Raw genomic sequence first — 12,423 nt, 5'->3', positions numbered from 1 at the left:
TCGATCCGAGAATGAAGACCCTGCCCAACATCCATCCCGGTGAAATCCTGCTTGAAGAATTTCTGACGCCCATGGGTATCAGCCAGAACGCGCTGGCGCGTGCGGCTGGAGTACCGCCACGTCGCATCAATGAAATTGTGCTCGGCAAGCGTGGAGTCACAGCGGATACCGCGTTGCGTCTGGCGGCAGCCTTTGGCACTACCGAACGTTTCTGGCTGGGACTGCAGGCCGATTTCGATCTCGAAGAAGCACGCCGTACGCTTGGCAAGGCAATCAACCGGGTTGAGCGCATCGCCGCCTGACGCAGCGCGCCAACATCCAGCAAGAATCGATGTACTAAAAATACAAAAAGCATGATGGCAGTTTGGCGCTTGTCGGCGTCAACGCTTAAAAGGCCGCCCGCGGGCGGCTTTTTGCTGGGCGATTGAATCTGCTAATTTGCCGCAACGCGTCTCGCCTTCGGATGATTCTTGCGGCAAGATGTCCTGCCTTCAGGAGGAAGTAAATGGACACGGTGGATGGGGAAGGCTGGCCAGTTCGGGGGATTGCTGGCTTCTGGCGTCGTACTGGCGCTTTCGTGGTCGATGGGATTTTGCTCGGTATCGTCGGCACGATCTTGGGCGTGCTGTTTTTCGATGCGTTCGCGGGCATGGGTGCCTATGCGCGGCTGATCGGTTTTGCGATAGCACTGGCCTACTTCGGTATCTGCAATAGCCGCATTGGTGGCGGACAAACGCTTGGCAAACGCTGGCTTGGTGTGCGTGTTGTCGACGCGCACGATCAGTTGCTGTCATTGCCGCGCTCACTACTGCGCTACACCGTGCTAGGTATTCCATTCTTTGCCAATGGCCTGCCGATTGATCCTGCGCAGGCGATGGCGGCGCCGCTGGGTTATTTGTTCGCCTTCGTCGTATTCGGTGGCATGTTCGCCATCGTCTACCTCTACATATTCAATCGTCGCACGCGGCAGTCACTGCACGATCTGGCAGTTGGCTCCTACGTGGAGCGCTTCGATCGCGTTGCGCAATCGGTGACGTTTCCCATCATGTGGCGCGGGCATCTCGCTGTGGTGGCGCTGCTCGCTGCAATCGCGTTGATCGCGCCGATAGTGGTAAGTCGGTTCGCACAAACCGAGACTTTTGCCGGCCTGCTGCCGTTGCAACAAATGCTGTCTAGTCAGCCTCACGTAAAGACGGCGCAAGTCGTGCGCGGGTGGGTAACCATGAATGGCACTACCAAGCATTACCTTCAGTCAGTGCTGCGTCTGGATGCCTCTATGACCGAAGACGAGGCCATGGCAAAACGCATGGCGCAGCAAATGGCGCAAGCCGACCCGGATATCGCCAAGGAGGATGCGGTCGTCGTGCTTCTGGCGTATGGCTACGACATAGGTATTGCTTCGGGGTGGAGGAAGCATGGATATTCATTCAAGCCAGATGATCTGCGTAAACCGACTGATACCGAGCGAGATGGAGTCCAGTGATGGCACTGTGCGGCAATATTCTGGAAGAATCGATGTACTACGAACACAAGAAACACGATGGCAGCCTGCCGCTGGTCGGCGTCAATACGTTTTTGCCGAAAGATCACGGCGGCGATATCGTCACCGAGATCGAACTGATCCGCTCCACCGAAGAAGAGAAGGGCGCGCAGATCGTTAACGTCAAAACTTATGGCGAATCGCGCAACTCGCTAGCGCCGGAAAGTTTGCGCACGCTGCAGACCACGGCGCGCGAGCGCAAGAATGTGTTCGAGCAGTTGATGGAAGCCGTGAAGTACAACTCGCTCGGGCAGATTAGCCATGCGTTGTATGAGGTGGGTGGGGAATATCGCAGGAATATGTAAGCCATGCCGATCATCTCCAGCTTTTTCGGTATCTACGTGCGCATGTATTTTGCCGACCACGCCCCGCCGCATGTGCACATCGAATACCAGGGTCACGAGGCGCTGATCGCTATCGAGGATGGCGCTATCGTACAGGGTCAACTGCCAAAGCGGGCACTGGCATTGGTGCGGCAATGGTATCTCGACCATCGCCAGGAGTTGGAGCAGAATTGGGCGAACGCGCAGGCACTTAAGCCGCTTAGCCGTATCGCCGGAGCAGACAATGATTAAGCTGATCGCCATCGAGCCGAAAGCAGGCACGCAATTGCTGTTGCGCTTCTCCGATGGTGCGTGGGGCGTATACGATTTCGCACCCTTTATCGTCGCTAAAACGGAAATGACCACGCCGCTCGGTGATCCCGCATTCTTTGCGCGCTATTTCATCGAAGCTGGGGCATTGGCTTGGCCCAACGGTTTTGATCTGAGTGCGGGTTCTTTACACCAGCGCCTGCAGGATGCTGGCGGGTTGCATCGCAACGAAGCGGCAGTCTGATGCGGTCCGACAATTTCGCACAATTTGCGAGGGAAAGATGAAGTTGTTGCTAAACACGCTACACACATTTTTGGTGCAGATGGGTCTTGTGTTTTACTGAGTCGGCGGTGAGTGCCGCGGAAATATCTAGGTTTTATCTTTTACAAGGGGAATGGAGTGCCTATTATTGCTAAAGCTGATGCGAATCCAACTAAAGCGTTTTTTGTGAGAATGATTACTCGCGACATCACGCTTGAGGATTGCATTTTAGATTTGATCGACAACAGTGTCGATGGTGCCTGGCAGCTCCTTGGCGGAGCGCCAATGAGTTTAGATGACAATTCCGACCTTTCAAATTACTGTATAAGAATTTCGCTATCTGAAGATCAATTTGAGATTAGGGACAATTGTGGCGGAATTACTCTGGATGAAGCATCCGAATACGCTTTTACGTTCGGAAGAAAAGATGAGGTCGGAGAAGAAGACTATAGTATTGGTGTCTATGGCATCGGTATGAAGCGTGCAATATTCAAAATGGGTTCCGAAATACAAATAACTAGTACATATAAAGATAATGGAAAAAAATCATTTAAGGTTCCAATCGATGTAAATAATTGGCTCGCCAAGGAAGATCGTAATTGGGATTTCGATCTCGAGTCAGCTGATAATTTGACGGAACCTGGCGTACGTATTGTTGTAAATAAATTAAATGAAGATACGAGCTCTTCATTCTCAAGTCCGGCTTTCATACAAAATTTAAGGCGTACAATAAGTCGTGATTACGCGTTACATTTGGCTCGCGGTCTAGTAGTTTCAATTAATAACGAACCTGTTGTTGGTTGGCAGATACGTATGTTATTGGGTGATGCTTTCGCACCGATGCGTCAGGATTATGTAGAAATAGTTGACGGTGGTAGCGTAAGAGTCGAGATGCTCGCTGGTATGGCGGCGGCACCTCCCGAAAGTTCAGAACCTGATGTTGACGATAGACGAGAGGATCGTAACGGCTGGTACGTCGTTTGTAACGGTCGGATCGTGGTCGCAGCCGATAAAACGAGCATTACTGGCTGGGGGACGGATGGCTGGCCTCAGTGGCATCCACAGTATTCAGGTTTTATCGGACTTGTGATGTTCACAGCTCAGGCAGCGAAGTTGTTGCCTCTTACCACCACAAAGAGGTCAGTGGACTCATCTTCGGGTGTGTATAGGAAGGCGAAGCCGGCTATGAGAGAGGCTTCGAAGGCGTGGATAGCATATACAAATGAACGAAAGCAAGCTCTGCCTGAGGCGCGGCGCTTAGAGGCTCATACGCAACCTATATCAATACGAGAAGTCACGCGAAGGGAATCTGTATCGCTGCCGTCACTCATTGCTAGGCCAGTTATTCCAATGGCGAATATAAGTTACACCGTTTCCCGCGATCGCGTTCGTCTGTTAGCCCAAGCTTACGGAAATATTAATTTTTCATACAAAGATGTTGGCGTTCGCTCTTTTGAGGACGCTTATTCTGAATTAGTTGGGGATGAGTGATGGCATCTTTCAACTTGGTAAATTATAGCTTGCGCCCTAGCAAAAGTATCCAGCGAGCTTTGGCGTTTGACGGGGTTCGAACTCTGCAAGGAAAGTTAGATTATAAAAATTTGTTATATGTCGGCTTCGGTTCCATTTGGTTCACTGATTTTCATCTCGCACACAGAAGTTTAAGTGTTCAAGAAATGGTTTCAATTGAAGTTGACCCGGTAGGTTATGTTAGAGCATTGTTTAACTGCCCTTTTAGAACCGTTAAAATAAAAAAGGGCTACTCGTATGAAATTTTGCCAACAATGTATGGAGATGCAGAATATCGGGATCGCCCGTGGATGATGTGGCTGGATTACGATAAAGCGTTGAGCGAATCTTCTGTAGAAGACATTCGCTTAGCAATTGAGATGCTTCCGGCTGATAGTGTGTTTCTTGTTACCTTTAAATGTATTGGTGGTAACTATGGGAAGCCAAAACATAGGCATAAAAGAATAAAAATTTTGCTTGGAGACGTGGTTCCAGATACCAAGGTTATAGATGATTTTCAAGATGCTGTTCTGCCTGATTTAATGGCAAGTTTAGTTCTTGATTTTATGAAATCGGCAGCTGCACAAGTTGCGCGTCCTGGTGGATTTGTGCCCTCGTTTCGTATGGCTTACCGTGATCAGACGCCAATGGTTACAGTTGGTGGAGTGCTTCCTAGGCGTGAGAATGTTGATGTAGTTAAAACTACGATTAAGGCTGATGAATGGTCGGGAATGGTCAGCGGAACTATCGTCGCACCTCATCTAACAACGAAAGAGTCCACAGCACTTCAGGCAGAGTTGCCTTCGCACGTGCCCCTAGATAGAAATATAGTGCAACAGCTTGGATTTGATTTAGATGATGATCAGATTGAAGCTTTTCAGAAATTTTATCGATTTTATCCTTCTTTTGCACAGGTTGTTTCTTAGTTTTCGTTCGGCATAGAAATAAAATTTAATAAAATGAAATTAGTCGATTTATTCAGTGGGTGCGGGGGTTTTTCTCTTGGTGCGCATCGGGCCGGATTTTCTGTGCCACTTGCCTTTGACTTGGATCCAATATTGACTTCTTCTTACAATTATAATTTTCCGAGCTCGAAGCTAGTCTTGACTGATATAGCGAAGCTATCAGGAGCGGAGATCAAGAAGATGATTGGCAGTGAGGTAGGTGGAATTTTTGGTGGACCTCCATGTCAAGGCTTTAGCTCTATAGGACGTAGAGAGTTTGATGATCCAAGAAGAAAGTTGCTTTTCCATTTTTTTAGGCTGGTTTCTGAAATAATGCCACCATTCTTTATAATGGAAAACGTTGTTGGATTGAGTTACGAAGATGCCAAATTTGAGTTAGATAGTGCGATTGGGATTGTCGCGAAAGATTATAATATTCTTGGTCCATTGATCATGGATGCGTCGGATTTTGGCGCTGCTACGCGACGCCGTCGACTTTTTGTCATCGGCATCGCTTCTGAATTTAGTGATGCTATTTCGACGCAAGATATTGATGAACTTAGGATGCCAGCACAAAACGTTCACTCAGCGATATCTGATCTTGCTGGTGCGAAGTTTGTTGGAGATGATGAAGGATTTGATATTTGGCGAATTAAAGATCGTATTAAATTTGGCCCTTACGCATCAAACCTAAGAAATAGAGAAGGGATTTTTAGCGGCAACCGGAAGACAGTCCACGCCGAGCATGTAATAAAAAGATTCTCGGAAGTTATTCCTGGCGGAACCGATACGATTGGCAGGCATGTAAGACTTCGTTGGGAAGGCCAGTGTCCTACTTTACGGGCTGGGACAGGGTCCGATAGGGGGTCATTTCAGTCGGTTAGACCCCTCCATCCAGAAGAGCCACGCGTTATTACCGTGCGAGAAGCCGCAAGATTGCAAGGTTTCCCCGATTTGTTCAGATTTCATCCTACGATTTGGCACAGCTTTCGAATGATTGGTAACAGCGTATCGCCAGTTCAATCCCAGGCTTTATTTGTCGCACTTCGAAGGAAATTTGAAGCTGCGGGGCACGTTATCTAGCTAATAGTTACGATGTCATCGGAGGGCAGGGATAGAAGACAGCCCTCAGCGTTTATCGAAATCCGGCACGGCGCCGTACACTAAGGAGCAAACACATGTTCAGTCACATCATGGTCGGGTCCAACGATATCGAGCGCTGAAAGCATTTCTATGATGCGGTGCTCGCTGTACTCGGCGTAGGTGCGCCGCTGCGCAACGATGCAAAGACCGGCCACACGCGGCTTTTCTATCGCCACGACGCTGGCACGTTCTGCGTCAGTCAGCCGATCAACAACGATACGGCCACCTGTGCCAACGGCGGCACGATCGGTTTCAAGTGCGATTCACTCCAACAAGTACAAAAGTTTCATGACGTCGCCGTAGCGCACGGCGGCACCTTGATCGAAGCGCCGCCCGGTTTGCGCGAAAGCCCGATGGGCGCGCTGCACCTGGCCTATGTGCGTGACCCCGACGGCAACAAACTCTGCGCCCTGCATCGTCCCGTCTAAACAAAGTCGGTCAATACGCAAAAAACCGGAATACAAGTAACCCATGTTGATCCTTCATTCCTTCTGGCTGTCTCTGGCCACTTACCGCGTTCGCATTGCCCTTGATTTGAAGGGCGTCGTATTTGAAGAGCGCGCCCATGATCTAAGCAAGGGCGAGCAGAACTCGCCTGAGTTCCGCAAGCTCAATCCGGCCGGGGCGGTTCCGGCGTTGGAAGGCGGCACGCGCCAGCCACTCACACAAAGCTTGGCCATTTTGGAATGGCTGGAAGATACCTACCCAACGCCGCCGCTGCTGCCGCCCGACGCGGAAGGGCGCGCCATTGTGCGTTCGCTGTTTCTGCTGACGGCTGCGGACACACATCCGCTGGTGGTGCCACGCGTGCAGGCGCAACTCGTGAAACAATTCGGATCGAATGACGCCGCCGGGCGTGCCTGGGCTGCACACTGGTTTCGCGAGGGCCTTGTCGCGTACGAAGCGCAACTGGCACCGGGCGCCACGCGCTGCCACGGCGAGGCGCTGAGCATCGCCGACCTCGCGCTGGCAAGCCATTTGATTGGCGTCGCGCGTTTTGGTGTGGATCTTGCGGAGTTTCCAAAAATCGCCGCGGTAGGCGAAAGCCTGTTTGCGATACCTGCGTTCGCCGCCGCGCACCCGCGCTTGCAATTGGGCGCGCCTGTAGAATCGCGAGTCTGAAATACGACACCACTATTCCACGAAACCAAACCCGGCAGCGCGCCGGTCAACCAGGAGCAAACACATGTTCAGTCACATCATGGTCGGGTCCAACGATATCGAGCGCTCAAAGCATTTCTACGATGCGGTGCTCGCCGTACTCGGCGTAGGCGCGCCGCTGCGCAACGACGCAAAGACCGGCCACACGCGGCTTTTCTATCGCCACGACGCTGGCACATTTTGCGTGAGTCAGCCGATCAATAACGATACGGCCACCTGTGCCAACGGTGGCACGATCGGCTTCAAGTGCGACTCACTCGAACAAGTACAAAAGTTTCATGATGTCGCCGTAGCGAACGGCGGCACGTCGATCGAAGCGCCCCCCGGTTTGCGTGAAAGCCCGATGGGCGCGCTGCACCTGGCCTATGTGCGTGATCCCGACGGCAACAAGCTCTGCGCCCTGCATCGTCCCGGCTAAACAAAGAATGTCAGCCTGACAATCGGAAACCGAGCCGGAGCATGTAGCCACGCTCCGGTTAGGTTTCCGCGTATCAAAAGCACGCTTACGCGCTGCGATGATCTGATAAAACCTGATCGCTATTTCGCGCATCCTGGCTTGGCAATTTCGACACGACGATTTCGCGCGCGGCCTGCATCCGTGTCATTGCTCGCCACAGGCACCGTCTTGCCGTAGCCTTTGAATGAAAGGCGATTGGCGGCGATACCGTGTTGCACGAGCCAGGCCAGAACGGCGCTGGCGCGCGCGTCGGATAATTTCCGGTTGTAGTCGTCGCCGCCGACATTGTCGGTATGCCCTTGCACTTCGAGCTTGAGGGTTGCGTCTTGTTGCAGCAAGGCCAGCACACGTTGCAGCGCGCCGTCCGATTCCGCTTTCAGGGTGGCTTTGTTGAAATCAAATAGCACGCCGTAGAGCGCCGCGTGGCAATCCTTGGTCAATTGGCGGGCGAGGTCATCGTTGCTACCCACATCGGCGACCTTGATCGAATATTCTTCACCGCCCATGTGCAGATAGGCCCAGAGATCGCGGCCGTGCGCGGCGTAATGCGCGGTTAGCGTGGCGTCCGAGCCGTGATTCTGCGAGAGGATGGTCCAGCCGGCTTTGATGAGCGCATCGTGATACGCGTTGATAAAAGCAACCGTCGAAACCGTCGGCAGATTGGCGTAATACTTGACGATAAAACCGCTGCCAACCACCTGTACTTCATCCGAACCGGGCAGGGCAACTTCCATTGTGCCGGGATCATGCGCGCCGCTTTTGAAGGTTGATCCGGTCAGCGGCGGCAAATACGGAAAGTCACCTTTCTCAGCGGCGAATTTTTCCGGCGCGGCGGCGGGCGGATTGATCGTCAGCAAGCTCGCCGCCTGAGCGATCTCGACGATATTCAGCCGCATGTCGTCACTGCCAAAAACCTTGATGTAGCCCCAGACATCCCGACCATCTTTTTGATAACGCATCATCGCCGAAAACGGATTGGAGTCGTATTCGATCGGGATCGTCCAGCCGCTAGCGAGCAGCGCCGGTTTCAGTTGCGCCCAGATGGCTTTGCCTTCGATGCCGCTCGGCGGGTTTTTCAGTTCCAGCGGCGCATACCAATGCTTGCCCTGTTTGACGATCGCATCATCGCTACCGGGCTGATAAAACTCGGACTCGCCAAAATCCTCGAAGGTGATGCCACTACCGCCACTGGCAATGCCGAAACTCGCCGGCAGCGTGAAATACGCAGGCAGCGTCGGCGCTGCGGGCTTTGCATTTTTCTGAGCGTAAGCGGGGCTGATCAACATCAGGCAGATGCCGAACATCATGGCGGCGATAGATTTCATTTTTGTCATGGTCACAGGCAACGGTCGTTGGATGGGAATGCAATTTCATCGGCAATAAAAAGGCCAGAGTAACTACCGTTTGAACACGTTCGTGGATCGAACTGTCTCGACGGTAGTCGCTCTGGCCTGGCTCACCAGATCGCTTAACTGGTGTTGTCTTGAATCCGCTGCACGCGCTTGCGGTACGCGGCCACATTATCGCCGTCGATGCGCGTTTCTTGCGTTCCCTTCACCTCGCCAACTTTCTTCTCCGATCCGGTAATCGGTTTGGCCTCGACCGCTGTCTCGTGTTCGAAGTCATGCGATTTGTCAGTGTTGCGATAGTACCGGTACAAGCCCCAATACAGCCCGGCGGCGCCGGCAGGGCCGATTGCGAGCAACCACATTCCACCATCGTGACTCATGACGAGTGCCTCAGGAAAAAGAGTGAGATGACTTCGAGAAACGTGCCGACGGTGAGCGCGGCTGCGAGCAGTTTCCAGTGCTGCACCGGCACGCTGCCCATGGTTTTGCCGGTGCGACCGTTCACGGCAATGTAGTGCAGCATGCCGCCGTTCGGCCCGGGCTGGTGGTACGAATACAGCCATACCGGCAGGTACATGGCCACCCAGCGTGTGCCGTGTACGCTGAGGTGTTCCTGCTCCCAGCGCACGCCGCGATCATAACGGCCCACCGATTTTTGGACTTGGGCGCGCGCGATCGACAGCAACTCGTCTTCGAGATGCGGACGCAGTTTTTCCACGTCCAGGTCGCGCTTTTCCGAGCTGATGCCGGCCAAGTAGGACGCATTCCACTTCACCGCGTTTTTGGTGTCGAACGGCAGGATCGTATTGATGATGTTGTTGGTGTTGGTGCGCGTATCCAGATTGCCGCGTTCGGCGGAAGATTCCAGCGGCAAATCATCCACGGTGAAGTCCACGTGCCGATCCACCTGGTATACATCGGCGTCGTAGTAGGTCTTCTTGTCGTCGCCGCTGCCCGATTCGTAGCGGCGCGTTTCGATCTCGGCGTGGCCCGCGACATCGGCGCTGACGTTGCCATCGACGATCATATACGGCAGATAGACCGCGACGACGTTCTCGGGCGTGAACTGTTCCTTGAATTCCTTCAGCGCGAACAATTGTCGCTTGTCCACGAACTGGCGAATGCGCGCGACGGCATCGTCCTTCTTGATGTGGAACGGCAACACCGCATCGGGCACGGCGCCGTTGGGCACTTGTTCGTTGACGCCGAAAACGTGGCGACACCAATGACATCGCGCCGTCATCGCGTTGGCGGTATTGACTGTCACTTCAGCACCGCAGCCGGGACACTTGAACGTCATCATGCTGGCCGCATCGGCGGCGATGTCGCGCGCACCGGACGCCATCACCGTGCCGGTGAGTTGGTCGATGCCTTCGCCAAGTCCAAATGCTTCCTCGACGCCCTCGCCATGCCATTCGTTGCGGCAATACAGACAGATCAGCAGGTCGGTGCCGGGCTTCTGTTTTATCTCGGTCGAGCCGCATTTCGGGCAGCGGTTGAGGCCGTCCTTGAGCTCGGCGGCGGACGTGTTGATGGCGACCGGATCGGGCGCCTGCAATTCGTCACGAATCGGCGGGGGCAGGGTGGACGGGTCGATCGGAAAACTGCCGGCGGGCGGCGGTACATCTTGCGGTGAACCCGGCCCAGTGGGTGGTGGAATCGGTGGCGATGTGTTTGGCATAAAGTTCTGCGACTACCAGCGGAGGAATTCGACGGTGCCGTCGATGATCGGATGTGGCGGATTGAATTCTTTTTCGTACTTCGATGAGATAGCAACGCGTCCCGGGCCGTTAAGCTTCAGCCACAGGTTGCGGTTAGCGTAGTTGTTGCCGAATATGCCGTCAAAGATCGAGAACTGCGCATGCGGGTATTCGGCGGTGAGAAACGTCGAAACGGTCAGGTCGCGATACAGCAACGCATCGGGCTTCACGTACACAGTTTCGTGCGGTTTCAAGTCGCGAAACATTGTGTTGCCTGGCGAATGCAGCAGTAGCAAGCCTTGTTCGTTCGGCGCGTAGAAGACATCGGCGTATCGTCCGATCGGGTACTCGGTCTCGGTCTCATTGCCATTGCGCACGCTTAAAAACAGGTTGTTTGCCGTCGGCGAATACGTCACCGAGTCGGTCGCCGCGAGAAACGTGTGGCTGCGCACCCACATGCTCTTGCCCTTGTCGAGCGGCAGCGACACGATTTCGCCAAGGTGGTTGTCCGACAAGGCCACATGCCCCGGCCCGGTAGCCTGCAACTGGAAGTTTTCCATCTTTGCGAGCAGGCGCGTCAAGAACGACTTGCCGTCCTTGTAGTTTGCCAGCTTGACGCTCGATTCGGCGAAAGTCAGCTTGTGGTGTGAAAACCAGATGCGGTCGCCAGGATGCAGATTGAAGTCCGCGACCGGCACGAACGTCCCGGTGATTTGCACATGCGAACGACCGAACTGGATTTGCGCCATGTCCGCGGCACCGGGCAGTTCTTCCCAGCCCGAATCGGAAACCAACGCATGCACCTTCGCGGGCGAGCCGCAGGTACGGCACGTCGCGCGGTCGGTCAGCGGCGCGGTCATGCGGCAGTAGGGGCAACGGTAAGCGTCAACCGAGCCAGGCGAAGTCTGCGTGCTCATCGCGGTCGCCTCACTCGGAAAGATGATGGTGGTACATCGACTGGATGCCGACACGGCCAGGGCCGGTGAGCTGCGCCACGTACAGCTTCGAGAACAGGCCGGTTTTCACGCCCGGCACCGCCACGGTGTCGAGTTTGACGGTGGAATCCTTGTAGAGAAACTTGCCAGCTTCGACCAGTATCGTCTCGCCCGCGGCGAGCGTGCGTTGCAGCACGTCGCCATTGCCATGCAGCATCAGCATGCCGGGCTGTGCCTGGGTGATGAAGCGATCGAGGTACATGCCGTTGCCGCCGTGCAACAGGTTCACCATGCCCTTGATGCGCACGAACGAGTACGTCACCGAGTGCGAGGCCAGCAGGAAGGCGTGTTCGCGCACGTCGAGTTCCATGCCCGGGTGAATGGGCATCACCACCAGTTCGCCGGGCGCATCACGCGAGAACGCAATCCGCCCAGGCCCCTTCGCGTTCAACACCGAATACGGCATGCCATGCGCGCGCCGACTGCTTGGCAACTTGTACTGCTCCAACGGCACACCCGGTTCCTTCCACAATAGGGTGTGCTGTTCGAAATAAACCGCATCACCTTGTTGCAGCGCGATGTCCGCAACCGGTACGTACTTGCCTTCGATTTGCAGCGTCGAATTGCCGAACTTGAACTCTTCCATGTCGCGCAAGCGAGGCGCTTCGCGCCAGCCCGAATCGGAAACCTTGTCCTTCACGTCCAGCGGGGCGGCGCAGGACGCGCATTGCAAGGCATCGGCCGCGTTGTTCATGCGGCACCACGAGCAGACAATCATTTCCACGGCATTCCCCTTCCTGTGGCTGAACAGCGCATTGGGCGATTCGTGA

Annotated in this window: 15 protein-coding genes and 1 pseudogene; 11 read left to right on the top strand and 5 right to left on the bottom strand. The window is 54.3% G+C overall.

Translation table 11 applies throughout. The features are described 5' to 3' along the window. The first annotated feature begins 11 nt into the window (after window positions 1-11). From ELE36_RS11215 to ELE36_RS11165, 11 genes and pseudogenes are all read left to right on the top strand, one after another. Window positions 12-302, top strand: a complete 291-nt coding sequence (locus tag ELE36_RS11215) for a HigA family addiction module antitoxin (RefSeq protein ID WP_129833330.1) — start codon at window positions 12-14, stop codon at window positions 300-302. A gap of 203 nt (window positions 303-505) precedes the next feature. Continuing rightward, window positions 506-1,483, top strand: a complete 978-nt coding sequence (locus ELE36_RS11210; RefSeq protein WP_129833328.1) for an RDD family protein — start codon at window positions 506-508, stop codon at window positions 1,481-1,483. 11 nt (window positions 1,484-1,494) lie between these two features. Beyond that, window positions 1,495-1,845: pseudogene (locus tag ELE36_RS11205) on the top strand (methylmalonyl-CoA mutase family protein); the annotation flags it as partial. Window positions 1,846-1,848: 3 nt separating this feature from the next. Further along, complete coding sequence (locus ELE36_RS11200; RefSeq protein WP_165371573.1) at window positions 1,849-2,115, top strand: DUF4160 domain-containing protein; 267 nt, start codon at window positions 1,849-1,851, stop codon at window positions 2,113-2,115. After that, window positions 2,108-2,377, top strand: coding sequence for a DUF2442 domain-containing protein (locus tag ELE36_RS11195; protein WP_129833326.1), 270 nt, complete (start codon window positions 2,108-2,110; stop codon window positions 2,375-2,377). Before ELE36_RS11200 ends, ELE36_RS11195 begins: the two co-directional genes overlap by 8 nt. A gap of 156 nt (window positions 2,378-2,533) precedes the next feature. After that, entirely contained in the window at window positions 2,534-3,886 is a 1,353-nt protein-coding gene (locus tag ELE36_RS11190) for an ATP-binding protein (protein ID WP_207215759.1), read from the top strand. Further along, window positions 3,886-4,830 (top strand): O-methyltransferase, encoded by a 945-nt coding sequence (locus ELE36_RS11185; protein ID WP_129833324.1) that lies wholly within the window; start codon window positions 3,886-3,888, stop codon window positions 4,828-4,830. Before ELE36_RS11190 ends, ELE36_RS11185 begins: the two co-directional genes overlap by 1 nt. 33 nt (window positions 4,831-4,863) lie before the next feature. Next, window positions 4,864-5,931, top strand: coding sequence for a DNA cytosine methyltransferase (locus ELE36_RS11180; RefSeq protein ID WP_129833322.1), 1,068 nt, complete (start codon window positions 4,864-4,866; stop codon window positions 5,929-5,931). Between the two features lie 158 nt (window positions 5,932-6,089). Next, window positions 6,090-6,419 (top strand): VOC family protein, encoded by a 330-nt coding sequence (locus ELE36_RS11175; protein ID WP_242512247.1) that lies wholly within the window; start codon window positions 6,090-6,092, stop codon window positions 6,417-6,419. Window positions 6,420-6,462: 43 nt separating this feature from the next. After that, entirely contained in the window at window positions 6,463-7,113 is a 651-nt protein-coding gene (gene maiA / locus ELE36_RS11170; protein ID WP_129833320.1) for a maleylacetoacetate isomerase, read from the top strand. 64 nt (window positions 7,114-7,177) lie between these two features. Then, window positions 7,178-7,570 (top strand): VOC family protein, encoded by a 393-nt coding sequence (locus tag ELE36_RS11165; protein WP_129833318.1) that lies wholly within the window; start codon window positions 7,178-7,180, stop codon window positions 7,568-7,570. Window positions 7,571-7,689: 119 nt separating this feature from the next. On the opposite strand, the gene ELE36_RS11160 is transcribed toward ELE36_RS11165, so the two are convergent. The 5 genes from ELE36_RS11160 to ELE36_RS11140 all read right to left on the bottom strand — a co-directional run bounded on the left by ELE36_RS11160 (window position 7,690) and on the right by ELE36_RS11140 (window position 12,371). Continuing rightward, window positions 7,690-8,943 (bottom strand): OmpA family protein, encoded by a 1,254-nt coding sequence (locus ELE36_RS11160; RefSeq protein WP_129833316.1) that lies wholly within the window; start codon window positions 8,941-8,943, stop codon window positions 7,690-7,692. 134 nt (window positions 8,944-9,077) lie between these two features. Beyond that, a complete protein-coding gene (locus ELE36_RS11155; RefSeq protein ID WP_129833314.1) occupies window positions 9,078-9,338 on the bottom strand; it encodes a hypothetical protein in 261 nt (86 codons plus the stop codon). Next, the gene (locus ELE36_RS11150; RefSeq protein ID WP_129833312.1) at window positions 9,335-10,639 is read right to left on the bottom strand and encodes a TFIIB-type zinc ribbon-containing protein; all 1,305 of its coding nucleotides are present in this window, start codon (window positions 10,637-10,639) and stop codon (window positions 9,335-9,337) included. The genes ELE36_RS11155 and ELE36_RS11150 overlap by 4 nt, the downstream gene beginning before the upstream one ends. A gap of 12 nt (window positions 10,640-10,651) precedes the next feature. After that, window positions 10,652-11,575, bottom strand: a complete 924-nt coding sequence (locus tag ELE36_RS11145; RefSeq protein WP_129833310.1) for an AIM24 family protein — start codon at window positions 11,573-11,575, stop codon at window positions 10,652-10,654. A gap of 10 nt (window positions 11,576-11,585) precedes the next feature. After that, window positions 11,586-12,371, bottom strand: coding sequence for an AIM24 family protein (locus tag ELE36_RS11140; protein ID WP_242512434.1), 786 nt, complete (start codon window positions 12,369-12,371; stop codon window positions 11,586-11,588). Window positions 12,372-12,423: the final 52 nt, after the last annotated feature.

The organism is Pseudolysobacter antarcticus (genome assembly GCF_004168365.1).
GTDB classification, from domain to species: domain Bacteria; phylum Pseudomonadota; class Gammaproteobacteria; order Xanthomonadales; family Rhodanobacteraceae; genus Pseudolysobacter; species Pseudolysobacter antarcticus.
Note: the sequence above shows the minus strand (reverse complement) of the source record. Positions and strands in the feature narration are given on the sequence as shown.

Excerpts from the sequence above, each read along its gene's own strand:
- ELE36_RS11145 (WP_129833310.1), bottom strand. The coding sequence starts at position 11,575 with ATGAGCACGCAGACTTCGCCTGGCTCGGTTGACGCTTACCGTTGCCCC.
- ELE36_RS11165 (WP_129833318.1), top strand. The coding sequence starts at position 7,178 with ATGTTCAGTCACATCATGGTCGGGTCCAACGATATCGAGCGCTCAAAG.
- maiA (WP_129833320.1), top strand. The coding sequence starts at position 6,463 with ATGTTGATCCTTCATTCCTTCTGGCTGTCTCTGGCCACTTACCGCGTT.
- ELE36_RS11180 (WP_129833322.1), top strand. The coding sequence starts at position 4,864 with ATGAAATTAGTCGATTTATTCAGTGGGTGCGGGGGTTTTTCTCTTGGT.
- ELE36_RS11210 (WP_129833328.1), top strand. The coding sequence starts at position 506 with ATGGACACGGTGGATGGGGAAGGCTGGCCAGTTCGGGGGATTGCTGGC.
- ELE36_RS11185 (WP_129833324.1), top strand. The coding sequence starts at position 3,886 with ATGGCATCTTTCAACTTGGTAAATTATAGCTTGCGCCCTAGCAAAAGT.
- ELE36_RS11140 (WP_242512434.1), bottom strand. The coding sequence starts at position 12,371 with ATGATTGTCTGCTCGTGGTGCCGCATGAACAACGCGGCCGATGCCTTG.
- ELE36_RS11160 (WP_129833316.1), bottom strand. The coding sequence starts at position 8,943 with ATGACAAAAATGAAATCTATCGCCGCCATGATGTTCGGCATCTGCCTG.
- ELE36_RS11195 (WP_129833326.1), top strand. The coding sequence starts at position 2,108 with ATGATTAAGCTGATCGCCATCGAGCCGAAAGCAGGCACGCAATTGCTG.
- ELE36_RS11215 (WP_129833330.1), top strand. The coding sequence starts at position 12 with ATGAAGACCCTGCCCAACATCCATCCCGGTGAAATCCTGCTTGAAGAA.
- ELE36_RS11200 (WP_165371573.1), top strand. The coding sequence starts at position 1,849 with ATGCCGATCATCTCCAGCTTTTTCGGTATCTACGTGCGCATGTATTTT.
- ELE36_RS11155 (WP_129833314.1), bottom strand. The coding sequence starts at position 9,338 with ATGAGTCACGATGGTGGAATGTGGTTGCTCGCAATCGGCCCTGCCGGC.
- ELE36_RS11150 (WP_129833312.1), bottom strand. The coding sequence starts at position 10,639 with ATGCCAAACACATCGCCACCGATTCCACCACCCACTGGGCCGGGTTCA.